Genomic DNA, 26,009 nt, shown 5'->3' with positions numbered 1-26,009 from the left:
AATAGATATCTTTTAGATATCTATTTATTTAAACTTTTTAATAAATTTGATGGGCTATTCCCCAAAAAATCTTCGTGTTCTAAGTTTGCACCATTTTCAATTAAATACTTTATACTATTTTGTTTGTTATATAAAATTGCATAAATTAATGGAGTAGAATTAATATCATCAATTACATTGATATTCAAACCACAATTCTTTAAACATTTCATAACTTTTATATTGTCATTATAAACTGCAAAATTCATTGCTAAGAAGTTTGGAGATACTTCTGTACTTATATCTAATTCTATTAATTCTTTGATTACATCTGTTTTATTTTTTAAAATTGCCCAATATAAAGCATTTCTTCCTTTACAATCTCTAGCATTTATGTCTAAAATTTTTAATCTAAACATTTCAATCAACATAACCCATTTTTCACCTGTAATTAATGATGAAAATATATTTGAAACAATCTGTTTGTTTATATTTTTGTCTAAGAGAAAGTTATTAGACATTTTAAATCCTTTATATTAATGATAATTAGTATCGTAATATAAAGAAACTTAAAATGAATTTAAAAACATTAATTTAATTGTAGATTTTCTTCTTTTGATTTTTTAAATTTTTTAGATGTTTTAGGTTGATAAAGCATATGATGCCATAAAGCAAAACCACATAATGCAACACCAGCAACAATATGAGTTTTTTTAGCAAGACTATTTTTCATAAACATAGAAGTTACAACTGTTGCACCTAGCGTTGCAGTCATTCCTATTTTAGCAACTTCTTTTTGCATTTCTAAATCAAATTTCATATCTTTGGTTCCTTTTTTTTCTTCTTTCTACTGTTTTTATAGTTTTATTTACTGTTTTAATTGTTAAAATTGCTGTTAAAGCAGTTGCAATTGGTAATAATATTGGCATAATAATTCCTTTGATAATAATTATCGAAATTCTATCAAGAAAAACTTAAATAGAACTGATAACTATTATTGGAATTTTTATTTAATATTTACACCTTTTATTGAATTTAACAATAAACCAATTGTTGTACCATTGTGAAGTACTGCTGTAACTATTGGAGAAAACACTCCAAATGTTGCTCCTGCTAAAATAGCAGAGTTTATACCAACTGTTGCATTGAAATTGTTATTTATCAAATTCATTGTTTTATTTGCATACTCTTTTGCTTCAACAACTGCTGCTATATCATCTTTTAATAAACTAATATCAGCAGTTGCTTTTGCTATATCTGCACCTCTACTCATAGAAATACCAACATGAGCTGAAATTAAAGCAGGAGCATCATTTATTCCATCTCCTACAAATGCAACTTTTTTACCTTTAAGCATAAATTCTTTTACTATGCTTGCTTTGTCTTGAGGTAAAAGTTCTGCTCTTACTTCGTCTATTCCTAACTCTTTTGCAATTCTATGTGCTTTTTCTTTTGTATCACCAGTTAGCATAATTATCTCTTTTACACCAAGTTTTTTTAGTCTTGAAATAGATTCTTTAGCATTAGATCTTAACTCATCAGAAAGTCCAATAGTTCCTAATAATTTTCCATCATAACCAACATAAAGTAAAGTTTTTCCATCTTTTAATGAGTTCTCAATATTAGCTTTATGTTCACTAAAATCAATTTTTTCATCATCTTCTAAAAAATGACGACTTCCAATAATTACAGATTTCCCATTAACTTCAGTTTTTACTCCATGTGCAACTATAAATTCAACTTCTTCATGATGCATATGTACAAAGCCTCTTTGTTTTGCTGCTTTTACAACAGCTTCCGCTACTGGATGAAAATAGTGTTCTTCTGTTGAAGCAGTAAGATTTAGTATTTCATCTTCCGTCCATTTGGGATTATATGATTCTACACTTATTACTTCAAGCTCTCCACCAGTTAAAGTTCCAGTTTTATCAAATACAAAAGTATCAGCGCTACTTAAAGCTTCAATAGATTTTGCACCTTTTATCATAATTCCATTATGACCAGCTTTTGAAATAGTTGACTTAAAAGCAACTGGAGTTGCAAGTTTTAAGGCACAAGAATAATCAGCTTGCAATATTGAAGCTACTCTTTCAAAATCTTTTGTAAAAATATATGAAACTCCAGCAAGTCCCAATGTTACCGGAACAAGTTTATCAGCAAGACGATTTGCTTTTAGTTGAACTGATGATTTTTCATTTAAAGAGTTTTCTATGTAGTGTTTTATTCTTTGAGTTGCTGTATTTGCTCCAACATGTTCAGCCCAAATTCTAAATCTTCCTTCTTCAACAATAGTTCCAGAGATTACTCTATCTCCTCTGTATTTAACAACTGGTTGTGCTTCTCCTGTCATAGAAACTTGATTTACGCTACCACTTCCTTCAACTATATGACCATCAACAGCTATTGTATTTCCAACACCAACTACAACAATATCGCCAACTTTGATATCTTCACTTTTTACTAAAATTTCAGTTATTTTGCCATCAATTTTTTTCTCTACCCAAGCTTCTTCAACGTTTGGTTTTGATAACTCTTTTAATAAATCATCACTTTTATGTACAGTTGTTTCTTCTATATATTCACCAAGCTCAATCATTGCATTTGTTGAATTTGCTGCTAAATAGTCTTTTCTATATATTGAAATTGCAACGGCTGCACTTTCTAAAACTTTTGAAGTTAATCCTTCATTTAATAACTCTTTTGAACCTTCAATTAATAAAGGAATAGAAGCTACTGTTGTAACACCAGCCTTTAAAGTATCATTTGTAATAAATCTTTCAGCTACTAATGCACTAGTTGCTCTAATAGTACTATTCATAGATGGTTCATCACTACTTACACAAGATACGCAAACACTTGCCATTTCATTTTCACAAGATTTTAATAATTCTTCAACAGATAAAGAGTTTAGAATTTTTTCTAAAGAATTTGTAATATCTTTATCTAATTCAAAAATAATACTAAAAGCTTTTTTATTTATTCTAACACTTTGTACACCATCTATTTTAAGAAAATAGTTTTTTAAAATATCTTCATCAATAAATTTCTCTTTTAATAAAGCAAATTTATAACGAACTCTTGAAGGAGTTTGGTGTACTTTTTCAAATTTATTTTTCATTTTACTGTTCTTGTTGTGCTTGTATTTGTGCTTTTGCGTCTTCGTATCTTTCTTTTAACTCTTCCATTCCTGCAGAGAAAAGTTCACTTCCTTTTCCAAAAACTTTAAAAATTGTTTCTTGAGCATTTTTATTAGTAAGTAAATATGTAACTGCTGCACCTATTAATGCACCTTTTACAAAATCACCATTGAAAAATCCATTTTGTGTTGTTGTATTATTTGTTGGTACTGTTTGTTGTGTAGTTTGGTTAACATTTTGATTTAAATAAGGATTTTGATTTATATTTATTCCTGTTTGTCCATTTTGATTTCTTGTATTATCTATGTTTAAATCATATTGATTTTGGTTTTGATTTGTAGCCATTTTATTCTCCTTCAATTTCTATATTTTGATTTGTTAAATATTTTTGTTCAATTTTTTCTTCTATTACTTCTAGTGCATAAATTCCAGCAGCTCCAATACTAAGAGCAGTCATTGCTTTAAGCCAACTATTTTGACCAATATAATTTGCAGTTGCAATAGCACTTCCAGTTGCAATAGCACCTTGAGAAGTTCTTTTTACTGTATCTTTTATCGCATCATTTCTTGAAATTTGTTTGCTTTGAACTTTTTTATAGTTAATTGCACTACTTACAACAGCACTTGCAATTGCTCCACTTATTACATGTCCTAAAACATTTCTAGGTGTTCCTGTGTTGATTGTTAAATCTTTCATTATTTTGTTTCCTTAGCTTTTGGTTTTCTTACATATTTTCTTTTTGTCTTTGTTTGTTCAGCTTTTTCTTCTTTTTTTTCAAATTTTTCTTTGATAGTCTCTTTTGTAGAATTAATTTTTTCTTTTACCTCTTCAAGACCATCTTTTGTTTTTTCAAGTATTTTTGAAGTTTTATCTTTTAATTTATCACTTTTGTTATAAGCTACAACAGCACCAGCACCTAAAGCCAATCCTAATAGAAATGGTAAAGCCATAATTTACTCCTCTTCTTGATTTTGTTTTGAAATATAGTTATTTAAAAGTGCAATTATTGCACCACCAAAAGCTGCTCCACTAACCATAGACATATTTAGTTTTGAAAAAATTTGTGAAATAGAACTTTCATCAATATTTCCAGACATAATATCATCAAGTATTACTTGATATTCTCCTAATTTTTCCATTATATTTGTTTGAGAAAAATCACCATTGTTTACACTAGTATTGTAATGAGTTAAAACACAATTTCTAAATGCTGGTAAATGATTATTATAAGAAGCTGCTTGAAGTCTAAATATAACATCTCTTACGTCTGTATCAGTTGCATAAGATAATAGATTATTGTACATAGCAATATTATTTATCTCTGCTGCAACTCCCATTTCGCAACACTCAATTAAAGTATTTGGTATTTCTACTTTAGTTGCCCAATTATTAAAAGGAACTTCAATATTGTATTTTTGCATTAATTGAATAAGTGCAGAATAATGAATAGCTTCAGCCTCTTTTATATTTACAAAAGGTTGAACTAAACCAAACTTTTCAATAATTTTTGAATAAGTTTCATATGCTTTAAATTCATCATAAACAGCTATTCTTAAAATTTGTGTTCTAATTGGAATAGGACTATTTATATCAACTCTTGCACTAATTAAAAGTTGTTCATCAAGATTTTCATTCATCAAATAACCTCCTTTGCAAGTTTATTTATTAAAATTGATAACTCTTCAATATTTTCATTTTTAACCAAATCTTCCCAAAGTTTTGGTTGGAAAATATCTGGGTTATAATGAATAGTAACAGATGCAATAATTTTATTTATTTTAATATTTTCTATTCCATCTATTTTATTTGGTAAATCTTCTATATCGCTCAAAGTTATATTTCCAGAAGTTTGAGTAATTTTTGGATTAACTCTTACTCTTAATCTTCCAGGAGTATGTGCAATAATAGAAAAAAAACTAGCAATTTTTATAATATCTTCTGTTTGTATCACAATAATCCTTTCTCTAAATCGTATTTTTTCTTTTCTAATATTAAATTTAACTTATTATAAATTAAGAATTACTATCAACTTTTTGGCATTTTTCACAAATTCCATAAAGTATCATTATATGTTCTTTCAAATAAAAGTCATATGTTTTAGCAATTATATTTTGTTGTTCTTCTATAATTTCATCTGTAAATTCAATAATTGAACTGCAGTTTGTACAAATTAAATGATCGTGATGAATTTCGTGATTGAATTCATATCGAATAGTTCCATCACCAATATTTAGTAGATTTACAAGGTGCATTTCATGAAAAAATTTTATAGCATTATAAATAGTAGCCATTCCAACACTCATATTATATTTTTCTTTTATTTCAAGCAAAATATCTTCAGCAGTTAAATGTTTTTCTGAAAGATATAGAGTTTTTAAAATATAATCTTTTTGAATTGTATTTTTAAATCCAACTTTTGAGACGTTTTTTTTAAAACTATCTAAAAAGATGTTAAATGCCATTTCTTGATTGTTTTCCACTTCATAAAACCTTTTAATTTGAAATAAATTATACAATAAATTTCATTCTAGCATTATTATTCTTAATAAAGTAGTGATTTTAATTATCACTTTAAGAGTAAATTAATTTTTTATATCTAATAATGACAAAAAAATTTTATAAAGGATTTTTTATGCTAAATATTACAGTTTTAACATCAGTTGCAAAAAGTGCTTTAGTTGGTGCAGTTGCTACTAAATTGGTGGATACTTTCGTTTCTACAAAAATTAATAATAAATTTGAACAAAATAAATGGTTAAGAAGTACAAAATTAGAACTTTTCTCAAAATTAACAGAAGAAATAATAGTGGTTGATTTAGAGAATTTTCAAACACAAATTAAAGAGATAAAAAGAACATGTGCAAAAATCATCCTTTTGGTGAATGATAGAAATTTAGAAAATAAAATTGAAGATTATCTAAATAGACTAAATAAATTTAGCCAAAATGAAAAAATTGATAAAAATGCACTAAATTTAGTAAATAAAGATATGATTTCTTATTTACAAAAAAATATTCGTTTATAGTTAAATCAAAAAAAGGAAAAGTATGGATTACAGAATAGAAAAAGATACGATGGGTGAAATCAAAGTACCTAAAGATAGATACTGGCAAGCACAAACAGAAAGAAGTGTTGAAAATTTTCCAATTGGTGATGAAAAAATGCCAAAAGAAGTTATCGAAGGTTTTGCATATTTGAAAAAAGCTTGTGCAATTGTAAATAATAAGTTAAAAAGACTTGATGATGAAAAAACAAGAGTTATTAGCCAAGCTTGTGATGAAATCATTGAAAAAAAACTTGATGGTGAATTTCCTTTAGTTGTTTGGCAAACAGGTTCTGGAACTCAATCAAATATGAATGTAAATGAAGTTATATCTTCAAGAGCAACAGAAATTTTAGGAGAAGATTTTAGAACAAAAAAACTTATTCATCCAAATGATGATGTAAATAAAGGACAAAGTTCAAATGATACTTATCCAACTGCAATGAGAGTTGCTTTTGTTCTTGATGTACAAAAAAGATTAATTCCTGCAATAAATATTTTAAAAACTACTTTAGAAAAAAAAGCAAAAGAGTTTGAAAATATTGTAAAGATAGGAAGAACTCATCTTCAAGATGCAACACCTCTTACATTAGGACAAGAAATTTCTGGATATGTTGATATGTTAAATAAAGCTTTAGCACAAGTTGATGATGCCATGAAATATATTGTTGAACTTGCTATTGGAGGAACTGCTGTTGGAACTGGACTTAATTCTCATCCAGATTTTTCACCAATGGTTTGTGATGCTTTAAATGATTTAACAAAAACAAAATATGCTTTTAAATCTCATCCAAATAAATTTCATGCTTTAACAGCTCATGATGGAGAAGTATTCTTAAGTGGAGCATTAAATGCACTTGCTTCAAATCTTATGAAAATAGCAAATGATATTAGATGGCTTTCATCAGGTCCAAGATGTGGAATAGGTGAACTTAATATTCCAGAAAATGAACCAGGAAGTTCAATAATGCCAGGAAAAGTAAACCCAACTCAAAGTGAAGCTATGACAATGGTTGCTGTTCAAGTTATGGGAAATCATTCAACTATAAGTATAGCTGCATCACAAGGAAACTTTGAATTAAATGTATTTAAACCTGTAATTGCATTAAATCTTTTACAATCAATAAGACTTTTAAGTGATACAATGTTAGCATTTAACGATAATTGTGCAGTTGGAATAGAACCAAATATGACAAATATTAATAAATACTTGAATGATTCGCTTATGCTTGTAACTGCACTTAATCCATATATTGGATATGAAAAAGCTGCACTTATAGCAAAAACAGCACATAAAAATGGAACAACACTTAAACAAGAAGCTATAAGTCTTGGTATTTTAAGTGAAAAAGAGTTTGACTCTTATGTAAAACCAGAAAATATGATAAAACCTAGTTTATAAAAAAGGTACAGTTAACTAATGAAAGAGTTTGAAAAATATTTTATAATTGATGAATTTGAATCTGGTTGGGGAATGGAAAATGTAGAAAGCGAAGAACAATTGTTTGACTATTGTACAGAAGTTCTTTTTATTCCTGATGATAAAATAGAAGAGTTAAATATGAAAGATGATGAGTTAGAGATAATTCTAGCTGATTTAGAAACAGAAGATATCAATGATGATTGGTATGTAAATCTTCTAAAAAATGCAAAAGAGAGTTCTTAATTTAAAAAAAGAGAGAAGTTACTCTCTTTTTTATTCTTTAATCTTACCCAAAATAGTAAACTTAGCACCATTATCAAATTCATAAGTTATTTTTCCCATAAGTTGAAAACTTACTATCATATTTATAAGCCTTAACCCTAGCGTTTCATTACTTAGTTTAGAAAAGTCTTTAGATAAACCTTCTCCATTGTCTTTTAAAATAAGTAATATTTCATCATTATTTTGTTTTGAAATAGTTATTTCAAGTTTTGGTTCATTTTGCTTTTTAAATGCATATTTAAATGAGTTTGTTATAAGTTCATTTAAAATAATTCCATAAGGCATAGCTGTTTCAATATTTAAATCAATATTTTCTATTGAAGCTTTTATTCTCACATTTTTTTCTTTATCGTAAGATTTTGAGATAGTTTCTATTAAATCCATAACATAAGAATCAAAAGGAATTTTGTTTAAATTTGTAGATTCATAAAGTTTTCTATGTAAAAGTTCCATAGTGTAGATTCGTTCTGTAATATCAACTAAAACTTTTTTGGTTTTTTTATCTTCTATCTCTTCCTCTTGTAGTTCAATTAAGCTAATTGTTAATGCAAGATTATTTTTCACTCTATGATGAATTTCTTTAAGTAAAATTTCTTTTTCTTCCAAAGATTTTGTGATTTCTTTTGTTCTTTCTATAACTTTTTCATCCAAAATTTTAATATTATTTTCGAAATTATCAAGCATACAATCAAAAGATTTACCAAGTATTCCTATCGCATCATCGCCTTTTACATTACTTCTGATGTTTTTTTCGCCATTATTTACTTTAATTGCTGTTTTAGTCAAAGTATTTATATTATTTATGATTCTTCTAAAGAAAAATAATATTAATAAAAAGCTAATACCAATAGCTAAAAGTGTTTCTGGAAGTAAAAAAAGTATTTGTAAATGATTTTTTTCTTCTAATTGTTTTTTATCAATACTATATGCAAGCAATAGTTCTCTTGAGTTGTTATTTGAACTTAAATCTATTATCCAAGTTAAAACTTCTTTTTCATTTATTTTATGAATTATAGGTTCATTTATATTTTTTTGTTTTAAAATTTCTTTTAAAGTTAAATTTCCTGTTGGAATATTTTCTACATTTGACAACATACTAATAGTGTATTTAGTTTTTCTAGTCTCTTTATTTTCTTCAAAAAGAACTGAATCTAAATCTTCCATAATTTTTGGATTTATCCAAAAAACAGCCATTTTTGTACTATCTAAACTAGAATCCATCAATAAAGTAGGTTTTAAATGTTCTTTTAAACTCATTTCAAATCCCATATGATTTAGATTTAAAAATGATTTATTACAACCAATTTCAACTAAAAGATTTAAATCTTTTAATAAATAATTATAGAAAAAATAATCTTTTTGGTAAAAAGCTTTATTTATATCTCCTATTTTAACAGTTTGCCAATTTTCCAATATATTAATATCATTTTTTTCAAAATAATCATTTTCTTTTATATATTTTATATCATTTGATATTTTGTAAGAACAATAATTTGGGATAATACTCTTTTGTAAGATATCAATTATATGCTCTTTAGAAGTTTGTTTATCTGCTTTTAAATCAATATTTTTTATTTCATTTTCAATATTTTTTTTTGTTAAATCTACTTCAAGTTCTCCTTGCATTCTCAAAGATTTACCTATTATTTTGATTTCTTCTTTTGTTAAAAGTAAAGATTTTGTTATATATTTAATTTCATCATTTAGTTTTCTATTTTCTATTTTTATGCTAGTCAATGCAACTTTAATAAAAATAAAAAATATACTAAATAAAATCAAAGAACAAATGATTTTTGTTAAAAATGAATAAGAATTAAAAAGTTTAGTTAGTTTTTTCAAAAATTCTTATCCTATAACCCTCTTCATATAAGTTTTCAAAAGGATTGAAATTTAGTTTTGTTTTAACTCTATATATTAAAGAACGCAATTTTGATAAATCATATACGTCTTCTCTCCAAATATAGTTAAAAATTGCGTCAAAGCTTACTATTTTGCCATTTTGAGATGCAAGTATTTCAAAAAGTTTTTTTTCTGTTTTTGTAAGTTTTATAATCTCTTCATTAACATAAAGTTCTAAATTTATTAAATCAAATTTTATATTTTCATCAATTTGAATAAATTTATTTTTAGTAGTTTTTATTAAATTTTTATTTTTAAAAAAGAATTGATGTTTATGTAAAACTGTATTAATTGCGACTTTTAATTCTTCATTTTTACAAGGTTTTATCAAATACGCATAAGGTTCAGCCTCCATAGCTTGACTTAAAATTTTATCATTGTAATATGAAGTTAAAAATATAATAGGTATATTAAAATTTTTCCACATATAACTAGCTACATCAATGCCATTTTTTGAAGCATTTAAATTTATATCAATGATTGCAAGATCTGGATGATGGTTATTTGTATGTAAAATCGCATTGTCAGGTGTTGTAGCTATTCCAGCTATACCAAACCCAAGTCTTTTTAATCTTACTTCCATAGCCATAGCCAATATCGGCTCATCTTCAACAATCAATATATCAAAATGTTTTTTTGAAAATAGATTACTTGACAAGATTTCCCCCTATAATATAGATATAATAATTATTATCAGTATTTTAGCTAAAATTACTTTAATTTTTTTATAATGTATTAATGAATTGTTTATTTTTTATTAATTATTTAATAGTGATTATCATAATATCATTATGTTGTCATTTTAGAAAAATATAATTCTAACATTCATTATTAAAATAACTATTAGGTAATTTTTAATAAAGACGTAATTTTATGTATGGATAAAATAAAATTTTAAAATAACAAGGATTAAAATGAAAAAAATAAAAATTGCAAAATCTCTTGCTGTATTATTAGTTACAGGGGCACATTGTTTAAGTGCAAATGAAACTACAACTTTAGATGATGTAAAAGTGGTAACAACTGCTTCAGGATATGAACAAAATATTGCAGATGCAGCAGCAACTATTTCTGTTATAACAGCAGAAGAAATTGAAAAGAAATCATATGTGGATATCACAGATGCACTTAAGAATGTGCCAGGTGTTTATGTTACTGGAGGAGGTAGTAATCAATCTGTAATGATTAGAGGGATGAGTTCTTCATATACTTTATATCTAATAGATGGTAGACCTATGCAAGGAAATGACGCTTTTAGTCCTAACGGTAGTTATGGAGGAGCACCAATTAATTTCTTACCACCATTAGAAGCTATTGAAAGAATTGAAGTTATAAGAGGACCTGCATCATCTTTATATGGTTCTGATGCTATGGGTGGAGTTATTAACATTATCACAAAAAAACATTCTGATAAGGCAACAGCAAGTATAAATGTGGAGTATATTAAAGCAGATTCTTCTAACAAAGTAAACGATGATAGTACAAACACAAATATATTTATTAATGCACCACTTATTGATAAACTTTTATCTTTACAATTAACAGGTGCATTCTTAAATCAAGATGAAAGTAATTTTAATGGTGGTGGATCAACAAAATCGGGAAGTGATCCAGAGTTTGATAGAAAAAATTTAGGTGGAAAATTAATTTTTACTCCTGATGAGAATAATGTTATTAAAGCAGGTTATGATTATAGAATTCAAGAAAGAACAACAACTCCTGGAAAAAGTATATCAGATACTACAGAAGGCTCAACTTCTAAATTAGAAAAATATAATTATAATTTGACACATCAATTTAAAGAGAGTAAATTTTTAATTGATTCATATTTACAATATGAAAAAGACAAAAACCCTTCAAGAGTAGGAAGTAAAGGTTATGGTATAGAAAATCAAACTGTTACTGCTAACTCTCAAGGTACATATTTTTTTGATACAAATTCTTTAACATTAGGAGCAAATTATAAAAAAGAAAAACTTGAAGATGGTGCTACTAATGGTTTGTCAGGTGGTGATATTTCAACATTAGAAAGATATCAATATGCTTTATTTGCTGAAGATACTTGGAATGTAATTGATGATTTGGCTTTAACTTTAAGTGGAAGATATGATGATAATGAAGATTTTGGTGGAGAGTTTAGTCCTAAAGCTTATGCTGTTTATAGTTTAACAGATAATTTAAATTTAAAAGGTGGAGTTACAACTGGATATAAGGCTCCCACTCTAAGACAAGGTGCTCTTGATTTTGGTTCAACTTCTCGAGGTGGTGGTACGATTGGTAATCCTGATATAAAACCAGAAAAAAGTATAAATTATGAAGTTGGATTTGCTTATGATAATCCTGATATTGGTTTGGCAGGAAGTTTAGTTGCTTTTCAAACAGAGTTTAAAGATAAAATAAGTAGTTCATCTAAACTTGAGGGAAGTGAAACAGCAGGAAGTCAATTTTATATAGATAATCCAAATTTGCCACATAATTCAAATGGTTGGAAAAATGTTATAAATATTGATGAAGCAGAAATTAAAGGTATTGAACTTACAACAGATTACTATATCTTAGAAAATTTAAAATATAGACACTCTTATACATATACTGATAGTGAGCAAAAATCAGGAGCAAATAAAGGGAATCCTTTAAATGATATTTCAAAACACATGTTTAATGCTGGATTAGATTGGGATGCAACTTCTAAATTATTGTTGTGGACACAAGCAAATTATAGAGGTAAAACAGGAGGAACAAGTACAGATTCTGATGATAAAAACCCTTCTTATACTTTTGTTGATTTAGGTGCAGTTTATAAATATGACAAAAATTTACAATTTACAGCAGGTGTTTATAATCTACAAAATAAAGAGGTTACAACTGACGATGGATACGATTATATTTTAGATGGTAGAAGATATAGCGTTGCTATGAATTTGAAATTCTAAAAGAATAATTAAAAAAAGTTTGAAAAGATAAGTAGAATTTCTACTTATCTTTTTTTATGAATAATCTTTTAATAACAATTCTCAATTTGTTAAAAAACCATTAAAATTGGTATGTTAAAATCTTATTTATTTTATAAAAAAAGGAGTTTATCTTGAAAAAATTAGTATATATGATGATGTTATCATCAGTAGTAGTTTTAGGAGCAAATGCTCATGAAATTTGGTTAAAATTGGATGATAAAAAAAATGAAGCACAGTTATTTTTTGGACATTTTGCTGACAATCAAAAAGAAAGCGGTGAAAAATTTGAGAGAATAAAAGAAGGTGTTACTTATCCAAAAGATTTAGTAAAAGAGACTAAAAGAAATAATGATAATATTACTTATACTCTTTCTAAAAAAAGTGATATAGTAGTAGTTCAAGAAGGTGAACCTAGAAAAAATAGAGACACAGGTATAACTACGAAAAGAATAGCATATATAAAAGCAGGTAGAACAACTACTGAGGCTATAACAACATTTGATATAGTACCAGTTGAAAAAAATAGTAATACTTTTAAATTGGTATATAACAATCAAGTAGTGAAAAAATCAGAAATCAAAGTTGTTTCTCCAACTGGATGGGAAAAAACTTTTATGACAGATGACAATGGGGAGTTTACTATTTCTACACCTTGGAAAGGTTCATATTTAATTCAAGCAAAATTTGAAGATGAAGCAAAAGGTGAAGTTGATGGAAAAGCCTATGATAAAACATCTCATGTTATGACTTATACTATTGAAAATAGTCAAGGTCTAACTTGGGAAACTAAAAAATAAAAGGTAGCAAATGCATAAAAAATTATGGTTTAAAATCCACTGGATTTTAGGAGTTGTAGCAGGAGTTTTCCTGTTACTTATTGGAGTAAGTGGGGCTATTTTATCTTTTCAAAAAGAGATAACAAAATTTATAAATCAAGATAGTTTTTATATAACAGTACCTGAAAATAAAGCAAGATTATCAACAACAGAATTATTAAATAATTTTCAAACAAAATTCCCTGAAGCAAAAATAAGTGGTATAACATTTTCAAGTGATGTAGAATCTTCTTCTATTATTAGTGTTGAATCTAAAGATAAAAATGCAAGAGGTGGAAAAAGATATTATGTAAATCCTTATGATGGTGAGATACTACCTGATGTAAAAGGAAATGAGTTTTTTACTTTTATAAGAATGTTTCATAGATGGTTTGCTTTAGAAGGTGATTTAAGAGCTATTGGAAAGCAAGTTGTTGCTATCTCAACTATCTGTTTAATAATTTTATCTATCACAGGATTAATTATTTATTGGCCAAGAGTAAAAAGATCATTTTTCAAAAGTTTTACTTTTAGTTTTAAGCATAATGGAAGAGCATTTTTATCAACTATGCATAGTGCAGTTGGTATGTGGGTATTAATCTTTTATTTATTAGCTTCTTTAACTGGACTTTATTGGTCTTATGATTGGTATAATACGATGTTATATAAGATAGCAGGTGTTGAAAAACCTGTTAGAAATCAGCAACAACCAAATCAACAAAATATGCAAAAAATGCAAGGTGAAAAATCTCAAAATAATAGACCTGAAAAAGCTACAAATGAAAATGATGAAGATGAAGTTCAAACTCAAAAAGGGCAAAGACCTGATAGGGTAAATAATGAACAAAAAACTCAATGGGATAGAGGACAAAACTCTGATAATCAAGTAAGAGAAATACCTAAACCAAATTTTGAGAATCATGAAAAAGCTGTTTTATTATTTAATAATTTTGTGCAAAGAGCTTATTCAAATGCAAGTGTTACTTTCCCTCAAAAAGGTACAGTATATAAATTTAATTATTTAGATGCAAATGCAACTCATTTTAGAGAAACAAATAGTTTAGAAGTAGATATAAATACTGAAAAGATGATAAAACATGATAGATTTGAAAATCTAGGATTAAATGAACAATTACTTAAAAGTATATTACCTCTTCATTCTGGAGAATATTTTGGTATTATAGGACAAACTTTGATGTTTATTTCTTGTTTACTTATGATATTGTTTACGGTTACTGGATATATGTTGTATATAAACAGACATAAAAAGAAAAATTCAAAAACTCAAAAGCAAAAGATATAATCTTAAATTAAAAAAGGAAGAAGCTGTAAAACTTCTTCCTTTTTTTATAAGTTAGTAAAATCTAACAACACTTATTAATTCCACCGCTATTATATTTTTTTTCTATACATTCTTTGAAAAATTCACCTCGACTCAAAACTTCTTTGTCAGGATGAACTCTTTTCATATGTTCTAGATACTTATCATAGCTTGAAAGTCCCACAAGGGGATGAAAAAACCTTTCGGATTTTTCATAAAAAGTTTTTATTTTATCAAACACTTTTAAGCCTTTTGAAGACTATCAAGTTTTACATATGGAGATTCTTTTAGAGGAATTTTTATTTTCCCAAAACAAATACCAATAGTTGCAATGATAACAAAAAGTGTAGTAATCATAAAGAATACACATAAAATTGCATTTACTATATTAGAAAACTTGATTTTACTTGCTGCTGAGATTGCTTTTTGTGTTTTTTCAATTTCTGCTTGATCAGTCATAGTTGAAAGTGTAGCTTCAAGATCTTGGATTTTTTTAGATTGAATTTGTGCAACTGCAACGTGACTTACTGCATTGTGTACTCTATCACCCTCTTTGAATGGTAATACTTTTTGGATTCCACCATACATTGTAGCAGTTAAAACAAAAACAGCAGGAACTACTGTAACCCAAGTATATTTTGCTTTCCCCATTTTTACTAAAATTGCAGTTGCTAAAAGTAAAGCCATACCTGCAAGCATTTGGTTACTTACTCCAAATAATGGCCAAAGTGAATAAATTCCACCTTTAGGATCGATTGCACCTTGATATAAGAAATATCCCCATCCTGCAACACTTAATGCAGTTGCAAGTATTCCTGCTGGATAGTTATGAATATTTCCTAATGGTTTATAAATATTTCCTAAAATATCTTGTACCATAAATCTACAAGCTCTTGTTCCAGCATCAACTGCAGTTAAAATAAATAAAGCTTCAAATAAAATAGCAAAGTGATACCAAAATGCCATCATATCAACTCCACCAAAAATCTCATGTAAAACTAATGCAACTCCAATAGCAAATGTTGGAGCTCCACCTGTTCTTGATAAAATTGTTTGTTCACCAATATTTGTTGTTAATGAAATAATTTCTTCAGGACTAACTGTAAATCCCCAGCTTGAAATTGTAGTTGCAACTTGTGTTATATCAGTTCCAATAAATGCAGCTGATGAGTTTACAGCAAAGTAAAGACCTGGATGTAAAATAGTTGCACAAATTAAAGCCATAATTGCAACAGCACTTTCCATAAGCATTGATCCATAACCAACAGGAAGAGCATGAGTTTCATTTTCAAGCATTTTTGGAGTTGTTCCACTTGAAATTAAAGCATGGAATCCACTAATAGCTCCACAAGCAATTGTTATAAATAAGAATGGGAATAATGCACCAGCAAATACTGGACCAGTACCATCAAAATATTGAGAGTTTGTTTTTGGCATTTGAATTTCAGGTGCAACAATAACAATTGCAATAGCCATAAGTACGATAACACCGATTTTTAAGAATGTTGAAAGATAATCTCTAGGCGCTAATAAAAACCATACAGGTAAAACAGCAGCTATAAATCCATAAGCCATCATAATAATTGCTAAAGTTGGAGCATCAAAAGTAAATCTAGCTGCCCATACTGGATCAGCTGCAATAACACTTCCGTAGTGAATTGCTAAAATTAAAAGAACAAATCCTATAACTGAAGCTTCTCCAACTTTTCCTGGTCTTAAATATCTCATATAAATTCCCATGAAAATAGCAATAGGTATAGTCATAGCAATAGTAAATAATCCCCAAGGTGATTCAGCAAGTGCTTTCACAACAACCATTGCTAAAATAGCAATAATAATAAGCATAATACCAAATATTGCAATCATTGCAACACCACCAGTGAATGTTCCTAATTCATCTTTTATCATTTCACCTAAAGATCTTCCATTTCTTCTTGTTGAAATAAATAAAACAACGAAGTCATGAACAGCTCCTGCAAATACTCCACCAACTAGTATCCATAACATAGAAGGTAAATATCCCATTTGAGCTGCTAAAATAGGACCTACAAGTGGACCAGCACCAGCAATAGCAGCAAAGTGATGACCAAATAAAACAGATTTATTTGTAGGTACAAAGTCCCTTCCATCATCTTGAACTACAGCAGGAGTTGCTCTGTTTTTATCAAGTTCTAAAACTTTATAGGCAATAAATCTACCATAAAATCTATATCCAATCATATAGATACAAACTGCTGCAACAACTAAGTACATAGCTGAAACAGTTTCACCGTTTTGTAGTGCTAAATACCCAAAGCAAACAGCTCCAAGTAAAGCAACAAAAAACCATAGAATTTTGTTCATAACTTAACCTTTTTTATTAATTTTAAAATCACAATTTAGTATAACACATTATTATAAAAAAATTTAATCAAAAAGGCAGAAAATCGAATATGAGAGTACAAAAAGTAACAAAAATAAATTAAATATAAATTTATCTTTTTTTTTGTCAATTTTAGCTATAATCAGCCAAAATTAAAGTAGCTAAAAGGATAAATATGGGATTAGGTGTAGGAATAGTAGGACTTCCAAATGTTGGTAAATCAACAACTTTTAATGCTTTAACAAAAGCACAAAATGCAGAGGCTCAAAATTATCCTTTCTGTACTATTGAACCAAATAAAGCAGTTGTTCCAGTACCTGATAAGAGACTTGATGAGTTAGCAAAAATTGTAAATCCAAATAAAATTCAACATTCAACTATTGATTTTGTTGATATTGCAGGACTTGTAAGAGGAGCTTCAAAAGGTGAAGGATTAGGAAATCAATTTTTATCAAATATTAGAGAAGTTGAAGTTATCTTACATATGGTAAGATGTTTTGAAGATGGAAACATAACTCACGTTGAAGGTGATGTAAATCCTTTAAGAGATATTGAAATTATTGAAACAGAACTTATTTATGCTGATATTTCTCAATTAGAAAAGAAAATTGATAGACTTAAAAAACAAGCAAAAGGTAGTAAAGAAGCTGCTTCTCAACTTGTAATTGCAGAAGAGTTATATTCTCATATTGGTGAATTACAACCTGTTAAAACATTTGAAAAACTTGAAGATGAAGCATTTAAAGCTTTAGATAAAGAGTTGAGATTTTTATCAAATAAAGATGTAATTTATGGAGCAAATGTTGATGAAGATTCATTAGCAGATGGTGGAAATAAATATGTTGATATGGTAAAAGAGCATGCATCAAATGTAAATGCTGATGTGATTATACTTTGTGCAAAAATAGAAGAAGAACTTGTTGGGCTTTCAGATGAAGAAGCTAGTGAATTTTTATCTGATTTAGGTGTAAAAGAATCAGGTTTAGAGCAAATTATTCATAAAGCATTTGATAAATTAGGTTTACAATCATATTTTACAGCTGGAAAAGTAGAAGTTCGTGCTTGGACTATTAGAAAAAATACAAAAGCTCCACAAGCAGCAGCAGTTATTCATAATGATTTTGAAAAAGGATTTATCAAAGCTGAAGTTATATCTTATGAAGATTATATAACTTTTGGTGGTGAAACAAAATGTAAAGAATCAGGTAAATTAAGACTTGAAGGAAAAGATTACGTTGTTCAAGATGGTGATGTAATGCACTTTAGATTTAATGTATAGGAATTAAAATTGTTTTCAAGTATTCTAAATAAAATAGATTCTTTACCTCCATTACCAAAAACGATAATAGAAGTTGAAGAATTTAGAAAAAAACCAAATAAAGAAATAGTTGATTTATTAAAAATCATTGAAAAAGATGCTTTGATTGTTTCTACTTTATTGAAAATATCAAATTCAGCAATGTTTGGGTTTAGATCAAGAGTTGAAACACCAGCTCGTGCTGTGAGTTTACTTGGAATTAATTTCACAATTTCTATTGCGATAGCAGGAACTGTACAAAATTTATTAAAATCGGATTTAGAACCTTATGGTATAAATGTAAATGATTTTATGAAAGCTTCAAATACTGCTTCAATTTTAGCAAATTTATGGCTTTCAAAAGTTGATTCAAATCTGAAAGAAGAAATAGTATTACCTGCTTTATTACAAGAAACTGGAAAATTTATTTTAGCTGATTATATTAAACAAGAAAATTTATCTGAAACATTTAGAGTAAAAATAGATGCTGGCGAGTTAATTGAAGATGTTGAAAAAGATCTTTTAGGAGTTACAACTTCACAAATTACCGCACAAATATTTAAACATTGGAAATTAAGTGATAAATTAGTGAATATGATTGAAAATGTTGATAGTATTCAAAATGTAAATGCTGAATATAAAAAGCAAACACAAATTTTGGAAGTTATAAAAACAGCAGCTTATATAACAAATCCTTTAAGTGATGAAAATATTAAAAAAGCAATAGAAAAAGCTACTAAATATAATCTTGATATAAATAACTTAAAAAATGCTATTGAAACATTAAAAGATAGAATGGAAAATATATTATAAGCCTTGAAGTAGAATATTCCATAAGTATTCTACTTCATTATCATTTAGGTTGATGCTTTTTTTTTCTTCAAATAACTCTTTAACTTTAGAAATTTCAAAAACTCTTGATTTTAAGATACATTTTGAGTGAACAGGAATAAATCCACGAATTAAAGAAACTTCATTATCTATTGGTAATTCACATAATAAACACTCAAAATCATTGTGTAATCTTCCTTCAAACTCTATCAAAGATATATAAGATTCACAAATTGCTCTCAATACATTCTGTTTTGAAATAACATGAACTAAATTATCTAAAGAATAGAAGTAGAAACTATCAACTTGTTCTAAATCTTTTAAATGAGGATAAAATAGTTTTATGTATCTTTGCCAGCAATACATTTTTTCATTATCAAGTATCCAAGGAAAACCTAATTGCAAAACATCTTTTAGTCTTGCAATACTTGATTTTGTTTTTTCTAATTCAAAATCAATTTTATATCCAATATTTATATTTGAGTGTCTAGCACCATAAAATCGATAAGTTGTTAGAAGTTCATTTTCTGTTAAAATAGTTACTATTAAATCATCGTCTTTTACAGGTTTTATATCTATTACATAACCTTGCATTAATCTTCTTTTAGCATCTCTTGTATTTCTTCTATTATTTCTTGACACTCTTCATCGTCAATTTCATTATTTTTTAAATCTTCTAACATATTCTCAAAATCTTTTTTCATTTCTTGCATATGTTTTAATTCTTCTTTCACATTCTCATCATCTTTTTTTGAAGCGATTACTTCAAATAAATCATCAATATAATCTTCTATTTCTATAAGAACTTCATCTTTTATTAACTTTTCTAACTCTTTTTGAATGCTCATTTTTACACCTTTTTTTAAATTTAGTAATTATAACAAAAAAGAGTTACCCTTTTGCTTCAATTATTTAGTATAATATTTGTGATAAAATACAACATATTGGATATTAAGGAGAATATATGGCACAGTTCAAAGGTGTTTCTATTGCAAAAGCAGCAAACATTCTTTATGGAGGAAATATTACAAGTAGATCAATCACATTTGAAGATGGTTCTAAAAAAACTTTAGGAATTATGCTTCCAGGTGAGTATGAATTAAATACAGTAAATAAAGAGATTATTGATATTCAAGTAGGTTCTTTAGAAGTTCTATTACCAGCACAAGAGTGGAAAAAATATGATGCTCCTGCTTCTTTTGAAATTCCAGGAAATTCAAAATTTAAACTTAGAGTACATAATTTAACTGATTATTGTTGTTCTTTTATTAAAAATTAATTTTTTACTAACAATGCGAAAGAATCGCATTGTAATGTAAATTATTCTATGATAGTTTTATCTAATTCTTCAAATTTTAAAACTTTTTTTCCAGAGTGGTCTTGCATAAATTTTTTAGCTTGATTTTCATCTTTAAAAGGAATGATTTCTTTTCCCATCGGACCATAAACATTAGAATCTGTTACAAAATAAGCATTTTTTGCATTGATTGATTCAAGAGAATAATAATCTGTTACAGTTATTTCATTTATAGTAACTTCATTTTTACTATATTTTGATGGATTAAAATAAAATTTTAACATATCTTTTACCCCATCAAAGTAGTAAGAGTTTTCATCTTTTGCCGAAATTTTTGCTACCCATTTTGGATATTTTGAAACATACATTCCACAAACTGGACATTTAGCATCTTTTGGAACATCAATAATTTGAGATTTGTCATTTGCTAAAATTGGATTTGATAAATAAAGAGTTACAGCTTCTATTTTATCTTCATCTAAATTCTTACAAATAGAATTTTTTGTTAAAAAATCTTTTGCTTCATCTTGTGAATTAAAATCTTTAATTTGATTTTTATCACACATTTCTTCAAATATCTTTTTACCTTTTTTTGCAACTAAAGTTTGTTTAACATCAATCTTTTTAGAAGTCTCTTCCATATGAGTAGAATGAGACATCATATCATGTGCATTTAAGCTTGTAAATAATGAAGCAACAAACATGAAAAGTATACTTTTTTTCATAAATTTCCTTTGTTTTAAAATGCTAAATTATATATAAAAGGTGTTAATTTTTTGTTAAATAAAAGAGTATCTTTATATAATATTTGGATACAATCGCAAGCATGAATAAAGAAGAGTATTTTATAAAACAATTTTCAAATAATAAATTTATTGGTGATGATGGTGCATTTATTGATGGATTTGTTTACTCGATGGATGCTTTTTTTGAAAATGTGCATTTCAAAAAAGAGTGGATGAGTTTAAAGCAAATTGCTTATAAATCAATGATTGTTAATATCTCAGATGCAATTGTAATGAATGCAAAACCTAAATATGCACTTTTAAGTGTTGCAATTCCTAAATCATATAGTGAAGATGATTTAAAAGAATTAGCAAGAGGTTTTAAAAAAGCTGCAAATGAGTTTGATATAGAGATAATTGGTGGTGATACAATAGCAAATGAAAAGCTTGATATTTCAGTTACAATTATTTCAAAAACACAAAATCCAATATTTAGAAATGGAATAAAAAAAGGTGATATTCTTTGTTATACAGGGGAATTAGGAAGTACAAAAGAAGATTTAGAAAAACTTTTTCAAAATGAAAAAATTTCAAAAAAATCAAAATTTATAAAGCCTATTTTAAATCCAGAATTTTTTTATGAAATTTCTTCTTATGTTACAGCTTCTTTAGATATTTCAGATGGACTATTTTTTGAACTTGAAAGATTATCAAAAGCTAGTAGTATTGGATTTGAATTTTTTCATGAGATTGATGAAAAGATAGGAACTTCAGGAGAAGAGTATGAAATACTTTTTTCATTTAATGAAAAAAATTTAGATAAAATCAAAAAAATTGCAAAAAAATATAAAGTAAAATTAAATCTTTTTGCAAAAGCCGTAAAAGGTAAATATAAAACAGATTGTAAAAATCACCATTTTTAAAATGCAAAGGATAATTATTTGGAACAGTTACAAAGATATTTAAATCACTCTAAAATTGATGTGGTATTTAAACAAAGTAAAGATGATTTTGTGGTTACAGAAATACCACTTTATGAATTTTCAGGTGAAGGTGAACATCTTATTTTAAAACTTAGAAAAAAAGATTTAGCTACTTGGGATGCTATTGAAATCTTAGCAAGATATTTAGAGTGTAGTACAAGAGAGTTTGGATATGCAGGACTTAAAGATAAAAATGCAATGACAATTCAATCTATTTCAATTCATAGAAAATTTGAAGAAAAATTGCAAAATTTTCAACATGAAAATATAAAAATCCTTGAAACAACTTATCATAATAATAAGATAAAAATAGGGCATCTAAAAGGGAATAAATTTTTTATTAGACTTAAAAGAGTAGGGCTTGTTGAAAAAAGAAAAATAGAAGAAGCTTTAGGGCAAATCGCAACTTTAGGTATTCCAAACTATTTTGGTTTTCAAAGATTTGGAATAGAGGGTGATAATTATAAAAAAGGAAAAGATATTATTGATGGAAAACTAATTGAAAAAAGAAGAAATTTAAAGCAAATGTATATAAATGCTTATCAAAGTTTTTTATTTAATTCTTGGCTTTCAAAAAGAATAGAAATATCAAAATTGGTTGATGCTTTTGAACCAAAAGAGATCTATGAGAAATTGAATCTTCCTTTAGATGTAGTAAAAAGAATGAAAAAACAAAAACACCCTTTTAAACTAATCACTGGTGATTTATTATCTCATTATCCTTTTGGAAAAATCTTTACAATTGAAGATTTAGAAACTGAATCAGATAAATTTTTTGAAAGAGATAGAGTCCCAACTGGACTTTTATGTGGGAAAAGAGTTAAAAATTCTGAAGGTTTAGCATACGAAATTGAAAAAGAGTATGAAGAAAAAGTAGGCGAAGATGGAGCAAGAAGATTTGCTTGGATTTTTCCTGAAGAATTAGAAAGCAACTATAAAGAGGATAAAAATTGGATGGAATTACAATTTTACCTTCCAAAAGGTTCTTATGCAACTGAGGTAATTGCAGAAATAATTCATTAATTTATTAAGTTAAAATAAGTTAGACTTTTTAAATTACACATAAAGGGAAAAAATGAAATATGAAGAGTTGATAACACAACTTTGTGAAGTGATAAAAGAGTCTGAAAATGATGCAGAACAAATTTTCAGTAATACTGAAGATATAGGAAGTATGATTGATGAATTAGAAATCCCTTTATATAAAAAAGAAAAAATGACTAATTTGATTTCAAATATTTATGGTTTACTGCAACATCAAGATTTACATAGACAAAAAATTGAAAGAGTAGTAAATTATGTGTGTGAAAAAAACGATATTGATAAAAGTCAATATAATTTAGCACCAAGTGCGAAAATGATAGAAAAAACAGAAGATACTTTGTCTGATGAAGAGTTGGAAACTTTAATCAAACAAATGCAACAATAAAAGAAGAAAATCTTCTTTTATTGATTATTTATCTTTGCAGTGATATTTCTTTAGATTGTTTAGGTTCTCAAATATTTCAGCCAATTTATCTTCAACTTGTTTAGCTTTATTATTTAAAAGTTCATTTTTATTTTTATTTGAATTTACTTCAACCAATTCTTGAAGTGTTTTATGGAAACTTTCATCTAAATTGTTTAACTCTTCTATAAATTCAGGATTTATTTTATCATTAGATGTAGAAACGTTACTCAACCAATTTTTTAAATTTTGGTTTTTCTCAACTCTAAAATTATTATAATTTCCAAGTTTTCCATAAATTCCATCTTTTGTATTTAATAAATCTACTTTTAATAAAGCTGTATCATAAACTAAATCAATATCACAAACTTTGTCAAGTGAATCTTGTAAAAATGATGCTCTTGATGCTACAGTGATAAGCGAATTTGACATTGAACTGATATTTGATGTAATTGTTGAAATTTGTTTTGCAATTTCAGTATTTCTATGTATTACTTGATCTAATAATGTAATTGCATCACCAATTTGAACAATACCTTTTTCTTGCTCTTTTGATGAATTTGAAACATCATCAATTGTTTCAAGAGTAGTAGCTATATTATCACTTAATTCAGTATATCCTTGAATCATATTATCAGAAATCTTTTTACCTTCTTTAGCTTTATTTGTTGCATTTTCAACTATATCTTTTATTTGTTTAGCAGCTTCTGCACTTCTATTAGCAAGGTTTCTTACTTCTGCTGCAACAACTGCAAATCCTTTTCCTGCTTCACCTGCAGTTGCTGCTTCAACAGCAGCATTTAGAGAAAGAATATTTGTTTGGAATGCAATTTGATCAATTACTTCAATAGCATCATTTATTGAACTTACTTCTTTATTTATTTCATCCATTGATAATGCTGTTTGATTTGCTAGAACTTGTCCATTTTTTGCAGAATCAATAAGATTCTGTGCAAGTTTTGACATTTCAACTGTAGCAGTTGTATTATTGTGAATTGTAGCAGTTATCTCTTCAATAGCAGCTGCAGTTTCAACTAAAGATGCAGACTGTTCGTTTGATGAAAGAGATAAATTTTTTGAAGCTTCAGTTAAAGTTTGACTATTTTGGTTTAATGCATTTCCTGCATTCATAATCATAGCTAAAATTTCAGAAGTATTATTACCAACCAATTTTATACCAGATACTAAAGAACCTAAATTTCCATGAATACTATCATTCATAATAAAATCATATTTTGATTCAGAATAGTGTCTTAGTGTTTCATTTATTTTATCTAAAGTCTCTTTTATGGTAGTTATCATAATATTTAATTTATTTTTTAAGTCTTCTACATGAGGATTTGAAGCCTTTGCATTAACATTATAAACGAAGAATCCATTAGATGTTTTTTCAATAACATTGCTAACTTCTTCAATAACTTTTTCATCTTGTTTTAAACCATCTCTTACTTTATCCATATAGGCATTAAACAGTTTTGCAACATCACCAATCTCGTCATTTGATTTAATGTTTAAATTAATATTAGAATCATTTGAATTTAAAAGATTTGAAAAACCATCTTTTAAATCATCTATAGGATTTGTTGCTTTTCTAACAATTATAAAAATAAGACCAATAGTGATTAAACCTAAGATTAATGATATTATTGAAATATCAGTTACTAGACGACCAATAGAAACATCTACTTCATCTAAAGAGAAAGTTAAATCCATAACTCCAATAACATCACCTTCATTTTGATTTGCATGACACATTAAACATTCACTTGATGCAATCATAGGTTTAATCATTCTTAAAGCATGACCATTTTTATCATCAGTTTGAATAATCGCTGGCTGTTTTGTCTCAAAAGTTTTTAAAATCTCTTTGTCTGTAGTAAATTGAGTATTTGAAGGATATAGTTCAAGTAAAGCTTGACTTTTCGCAACAGTTAGATTTTTTACACCTTTTATTTGTCTAGCTTCTTCTTCAGCCTTAGCAATTAAAGCTGGATCTCCTGTATTCATAGTATTTCTTAGTGTTTGAAACATAGAGGCATTTAGCATCCCTAAATTTTCTTTAGCATTTGCAATAGAATCTTTGGTAACTTTAGATGTAGTTATATATACAATAGTGGAACTGCTAATGAACATCAATGCAAATAGAGCAACTATGATTTTATTACTAATCTTTTTAGTTATAATTTCAAACATCGTATAAGCCTTTTTATTTA

Annotated in this window: 29 protein-coding genes; 12 read left to right on the top strand and 17 right to left on the bottom strand. The window is 27.0% G+C overall.

The genetic code is table 11. The annotated features are described in order from the left end of the window. Positions 1-20: 20 nt before the first annotated feature. From B0175_RS00350 to B0175_RS00310, 9 genes are all read right to left on the bottom strand, one after another. Positions 21-500: an ankyrin repeat domain-containing protein gene (locus B0175_RS00350; RefSeq protein ID WP_108526763.1), complete on the bottom strand. Its 480-nt coding sequence runs from the start codon at positions 498-500 to the stop codon at positions 21-23. 68 nt (positions 501-568) lie between these two features. Further along, the gene (locus B0175_RS00345) at positions 569-799 is read right to left on the bottom strand and encodes a hypothetical protein (RefSeq protein ID WP_108526762.1); all 231 of its coding nucleotides are present in this window, start codon (positions 797-799) and stop codon (positions 569-571) included. Between the two features lie 186 nt (positions 800-985). Then, positions 986-3,097: a heavy metal translocating P-type ATPase gene (locus B0175_RS00340; protein WP_108526761.1), complete on the bottom strand. Its 2,112-nt coding sequence runs from the start codon at positions 3,095-3,097 to the stop codon at positions 986-988. Position 3,098: 1 nt separating this feature from the next. Next, entirely contained in the window at positions 3,099-3,461 is a 363-nt protein-coding gene (locus B0175_RS00335) for a YtxH domain-containing protein (RefSeq protein ID WP_108526760.1), read from the bottom strand. A gap of 1 nt (position 3,462) precedes the next feature. Beyond that, positions 3,463-3,813 carry a hypothetical protein gene (locus B0175_RS00330; RefSeq protein WP_108526759.1) on the bottom strand — a complete coding sequence of 117 codons (351 nt, stop codon included), beginning with the start codon at positions 3,811-3,813 and terminating at the stop codon, positions 3,463-3,465. Further along, on the bottom strand, positions 3,813-4,067 hold the full coding sequence (locus B0175_RS00325) for a hypothetical protein (RefSeq protein ID WP_108526758.1): 255 nt from the start codon (positions 4,065-4,067) through the stop codon (positions 3,813-3,815). Before B0175_RS00325 ends, B0175_RS00330 begins: the two co-directional genes overlap by 1 nt. Positions 4,068-4,070: 3 nt before the next feature. Further along, positions 4,071-4,754: a ferritin-like domain-containing protein gene (locus tag B0175_RS00320; RefSeq protein WP_108526757.1), complete on the bottom strand. Its 684-nt coding sequence runs from the start codon at positions 4,752-4,754 to the stop codon at positions 4,071-4,073. Continuing rightward, positions 4,754-5,068, bottom strand: coding sequence for a hypothetical protein (locus tag B0175_RS00315; RefSeq protein ID WP_014468411.1), 315 nt, complete (start codon positions 5,066-5,068; stop codon positions 4,754-4,756). The genes B0175_RS00320 and B0175_RS00315 overlap by 1 nt, the downstream gene beginning before the upstream one ends. Before the next feature lie 61 nt (positions 5,069-5,129). Continuing rightward, a complete protein-coding gene (locus tag B0175_RS00310) occupies positions 5,130-5,597 on the bottom strand; it encodes a Fur family transcriptional regulator (RefSeq protein WP_108526756.1) in 468 nt (155 codons plus the stop codon). 152 nt (positions 5,598-5,749) lie between these two features. On the opposite strand from B0175_RS00310, the gene B0175_RS00305 reads away from it, so the two are divergent. From B0175_RS00305 to B0175_RS00295, 3 genes are read left to right on the top strand one after another with little or no spacing between them, the layout of a single operon-like run. Further along, positions 5,750-6,142 carry a hypothetical protein gene (locus B0175_RS00305; RefSeq protein ID WP_004510786.1) on the top strand — a complete coding sequence of 131 codons (393 nt, stop codon included), beginning with the start codon at positions 5,750-5,752 and terminating at the stop codon, positions 6,140-6,142. A 22-nt stretch (positions 6,143-6,164) separates the two neighbouring features. After that, positions 6,165-7,562, top strand: a complete 1,398-nt coding sequence (gene fumC / locus B0175_RS00300) for a class II fumarate hydratase (RefSeq protein ID WP_108526755.1) — start codon at positions 6,165-6,167, stop codon at positions 7,560-7,562. 18 nt (positions 7,563-7,580) lie between these two features. Beyond that, a complete protein-coding gene (locus tag B0175_RS00295) occupies positions 7,581-7,826 on the top strand; it encodes a hypothetical protein (RefSeq protein ID WP_108526754.1) in 246 nt (81 codons plus the stop codon). Between the two features lie 30 nt (positions 7,827-7,856). Here B0175_RS00295 and B0175_RS00290 read toward each other — a convergent pair whose 3' ends face one another. After that, positions 7,857-9,704, bottom strand: a complete 1,848-nt coding sequence (locus B0175_RS00290; RefSeq protein ID WP_108526753.1) for a histidine kinase dimerization/phosphoacceptor domain -containing protein — start codon at positions 9,702-9,704, stop codon at positions 7,857-7,859. Beyond that, positions 9,688-10,422: a response regulator gene (locus tag B0175_RS00285; protein WP_108526752.1), complete on the bottom strand. Its 735-nt coding sequence runs from the start codon at positions 10,420-10,422 to the stop codon at positions 9,688-9,690. The genes B0175_RS00290 and B0175_RS00285 overlap by 17 nt, the downstream gene beginning before the upstream one ends. A 256-nt stretch (positions 10,423-10,678) precedes the next feature. Here B0175_RS00285 and B0175_RS00280 point away from each other — a divergent pair, with 256 nt between their 5' ends. From B0175_RS00280 to B0175_RS00270, 3 genes are all read left to right on the top strand, one after another. Next, on the top strand, positions 10,679-12,697 hold the full coding sequence (locus tag B0175_RS00280; RefSeq protein ID WP_108526751.1) for a TonB-dependent receptor domain-containing protein: 2,019 nt from the start codon (positions 10,679-10,681) through the stop codon (positions 12,695-12,697). A gap of 152 nt (positions 12,698-12,849) precedes the next feature. After that, positions 12,850-13,515 carry a DUF4198 domain-containing protein gene (locus tag B0175_RS00275; RefSeq protein ID WP_108526750.1) on the top strand — a complete coding sequence of 222 codons (666 nt, stop codon included), beginning with the start codon at positions 12,850-12,852 and terminating at the stop codon, positions 13,513-13,515. Positions 13,516-13,525: 10 nt separating this feature from the next. Further along, positions 13,526-14,836, top strand: coding sequence for a PepSY-associated TM helix domain-containing protein (locus tag B0175_RS00270; protein ID WP_108526749.1), 1,311 nt, complete (start codon positions 13,526-13,528; stop codon positions 14,834-14,836). A 61-nt stretch (positions 14,837-14,897) separates the two neighbouring features. On the opposite strand, the gene kcuS is transcribed toward B0175_RS00270, so the two are convergent. Continuing rightward, a complete protein-coding gene (gene kcuS / locus B0175_RS00265; protein ID WP_108526748.1) occupies positions 14,898-15,095 on the bottom strand; it encodes a KCU-star family selenoprotein in 198 nt (65 codons plus the stop codon). A gap of 2 nt (positions 15,096-15,097) precedes the next feature. Continuing rightward, positions 15,098-17,197 (bottom strand): carbon starvation CstA family protein, encoded by a 2,100-nt coding sequence (locus B0175_RS00260; protein ID WP_108526747.1) that lies wholly within the window; start codon positions 17,195-17,197, stop codon positions 15,098-15,100. A gap of 194 nt (positions 17,198-17,391) precedes the next feature. Between B0175_RS00260 and ychF the strand changes: the two genes are divergently transcribed. Continuing rightward, positions 17,392-18,495 carry a redox-regulated ATPase YchF gene (gene ychF, locus B0175_RS00255; RefSeq protein ID WP_108526746.1) on the top strand — a complete coding sequence of 368 codons (1,104 nt, stop codon included), beginning with the start codon at positions 17,392-17,394 and terminating at the stop codon, positions 18,493-18,495. Positions 18,496-18,504: 9 nt separating this feature from the next. Further along, entirely contained in the window at positions 18,505-19,326 is an 822-nt protein-coding gene (locus B0175_RS00250) for an HDOD domain-containing protein (RefSeq protein WP_108526745.1), read from the top strand. Here B0175_RS00250 and recO read toward each other — a convergent pair. Beyond that, complete coding sequence (gene recO / locus B0175_RS00245; protein WP_108526744.1) at positions 19,321-19,938, bottom strand: recombination protein RecO; 618 nt, start codon at positions 19,936-19,938, stop codon at positions 19,321-19,323. The two genes, B0175_RS00250 and recO, sit on opposite strands and share 6 nt — an antisense overlap. Further along, positions 19,938-20,192 (bottom strand): hypothetical protein, encoded by a 255-nt coding sequence (locus tag B0175_RS00240; RefSeq protein WP_108526743.1) that lies wholly within the window; start codon positions 20,190-20,192, stop codon positions 19,938-19,940. Before B0175_RS00240 ends, recO begins: the two co-directional genes overlap by 1 nt. Positions 20,193-20,308: 116 nt before the next feature. Between B0175_RS00240 and ppnP the strand changes: the two genes are divergently transcribed. After that, a complete protein-coding gene (gene ppnP / locus B0175_RS00235) occupies positions 20,309-20,623 on the top strand; it encodes a pyrimidine/purine nucleoside phosphorylase (RefSeq protein ID WP_108526742.1) in 315 nt (104 codons plus the stop codon). A 41-nt stretch (positions 20,624-20,664) separates the two neighbouring features. Here the strand turns inward: ppnP and B0175_RS00230 are convergent, their stop codons facing one another. Further along, positions 20,665-21,366: a nitrous oxide reductase accessory protein NosL gene (locus B0175_RS00230; protein WP_108526741.1), complete on the bottom strand. Its 702-nt coding sequence runs from the start codon at positions 21,364-21,366 to the stop codon at positions 20,665-20,667. Between the two features lie 101 nt (positions 21,367-21,467). On the opposite strand from B0175_RS00230, the gene B0175_RS00225 reads away from it, so the two are divergent. Genes B0175_RS00225 through B0175_RS00215 form a run of 3 tightly spaced genes read left to right on the top strand, consistent with a single transcriptional unit; the run spans position 21,468 to position 23,778 of the window. Further along, the gene (locus B0175_RS00225) at positions 21,468-22,289 is read left to right on the top strand and encodes a thiamine-phosphate kinase (RefSeq protein ID WP_108526740.1); all 822 of its coding nucleotides are present in this window, start codon (positions 21,468-21,470) and stop codon (positions 22,287-22,289) included. A gap of 18 nt (positions 22,290-22,307) precedes the next feature. Further along, positions 22,308-23,372, top strand: coding sequence for a tRNA pseudouridine(13) synthase TruD (gene truD, locus B0175_RS00220; protein ID WP_108526739.1), 1,065 nt, complete (start codon positions 22,308-22,310; stop codon positions 23,370-23,372). 52 nt (positions 23,373-23,424) lie between these two features. Continuing rightward, on the top strand, positions 23,425-23,778 hold the full coding sequence (locus B0175_RS00215) for a hypothetical protein (protein WP_108526738.1): 354 nt from the start codon (positions 23,425-23,427) through the stop codon (positions 23,776-23,778). Positions 23,779-23,802: 24 nt separating this feature from the next. Here the strand turns inward: B0175_RS00215 and B0175_RS00210 are convergent, their stop codons facing one another. Next, positions 23,803-25,989 (bottom strand): methyl-accepting chemotaxis protein, encoded by a 2,187-nt coding sequence (locus tag B0175_RS00210; protein WP_108526737.1) that lies wholly within the window; start codon positions 25,987-25,989, stop codon positions 23,803-23,805. Between the last annotated feature and the right edge of the window lie 20 nt (positions 25,990-26,009).

The organism is Arcobacter lacus, assembly GCF_003063295.1.
Taxonomy (GTDB): Bacteria; Campylobacterota; Campylobacteria; order Campylobacterales; family Arcobacteraceae; genus Aliarcobacter; species Aliarcobacter lacus.
Note: the sequence above shows the minus strand (reverse complement) of the source record. Positions and strands in the feature narration are given on the sequence as shown.

What these genes read in the sequence shown, in the direction of transcription:
- B0175_RS00350 (WP_108526763.1), bottom strand. Translation starts at nt 500, where the DNA reads ATGTCTAATAACTTTCTCTTAGACAAAAATATAAACAAACAGATTGTT.
- B0175_RS00345 (WP_108526762.1), bottom strand. Translation starts at nt 799, where the DNA reads ATGAAATTTGATTTAGAAATGCAAAAAGAAGTTGCTAAAATAGGAATG.
- B0175_RS00340 (WP_108526761.1), bottom strand. Translation starts at nt 3,097, where the DNA reads ATGAAAAATAAATTTGAAAAAGTACACCAAACTCCTTCAAGAGTTCGT.
- B0175_RS00335 (WP_108526760.1), bottom strand. Translation starts at nt 3,461, where the DNA reads ATGGCTACAAATCAAAACCAAAATCAATATGATTTAAACATAGATAAT.
- B0175_RS00330 (WP_108526759.1), bottom strand. Translation starts at nt 3,813, where the DNA reads ATGAAAGATTTAACAATCAACACAGGAACACCTAGAAATGTTTTAGGA.
- B0175_RS00325 (WP_108526758.1), bottom strand. Translation starts at nt 4,067, where the DNA reads ATGGCTTTACCATTTCTATTAGGATTGGCTTTAGGTGCTGGTGCTGTT.
- B0175_RS00320 (WP_108526757.1), bottom strand. Translation starts at nt 4,754, where the DNA reads ATGAATGAAAATCTTGATGAACAACTTTTAATTAGTGCAAGAGTTGAT.
- B0175_RS00305 (WP_004510786.1), top strand. Translation starts at nt 5,750, where the DNA reads ATGCTAAATATTACAGTTTTAACATCAGTTGCAAAAAGTGCTTTAGTT.
- fumC (WP_108526755.1), top strand. Translation starts at nt 6,165, where the DNA reads ATGGATTACAGAATAGAAAAAGATACGATGGGTGAAATCAAAGTACCT.
- B0175_RS00295 (WP_108526754.1), top strand. Translation starts at nt 7,581, where the DNA reads ATGAAAGAGTTTGAAAAATATTTTATAATTGATGAATTTGAATCTGGT.
- B0175_RS00280 (WP_108526751.1), top strand. Translation starts at nt 10,679, where the DNA reads ATGAAAAAAATAAAAATTGCAAAATCTCTTGCTGTATTATTAGTTACA.
- B0175_RS00270 (WP_108526749.1), top strand. Translation starts at nt 13,526, where the DNA reads ATGCATAAAAAATTATGGTTTAAAATCCACTGGATTTTAGGAGTTGTA.
- B0175_RS00260 (WP_108526747.1), bottom strand. Translation starts at nt 17,197, where the DNA reads ATGAACAAAATTCTATGGTTTTTTGTTGCTTTACTTGGAGCTGTTTGC.
- ychF (WP_108526746.1), top strand. Translation starts at nt 17,392, where the DNA reads ATGGGATTAGGTGTAGGAATAGTAGGACTTCCAAATGTTGGTAAATCA.
- recO (WP_108526744.1), bottom strand. Translation starts at nt 19,938, where the DNA reads ATGCAAGGTTATGTAATAGATATAAAACCTGTAAAAGACGATGATTTA.
- B0175_RS00240 (WP_108526743.1), bottom strand. Translation starts at nt 20,192, where the DNA reads ATGAGCATTCAAAAAGAGTTAGAAAAGTTAATAAAAGATGAAGTTCTT.
- ppnP (WP_108526742.1), top strand. Translation starts at nt 20,309, where the DNA reads ATGGCACAGTTCAAAGGTGTTTCTATTGCAAAAGCAGCAAACATTCTT.
- B0175_RS00230 (WP_108526741.1), bottom strand. Translation starts at nt 21,366, where the DNA reads ATGAAAAAAAGTATACTTTTCATGTTTGTTGCTTCATTATTTACAAGC.
- B0175_RS00225 (WP_108526740.1), top strand. Translation starts at nt 21,468, where the DNA reads ATGAATAAAGAAGAGTATTTTATAAAACAATTTTCAAATAATAAATTT.
- B0175_RS00215 (WP_108526738.1), top strand. Translation starts at nt 23,425, where the DNA reads ATGAAATATGAAGAGTTGATAACACAACTTTGTGAAGTGATAAAAGAG.
- B0175_RS00210 (WP_108526737.1), bottom strand. Translation starts at nt 25,989, where the DNA reads ATGTTTGAAATTATAACTAAAAAGATTAGTAATAAAATCATAGTTGCT.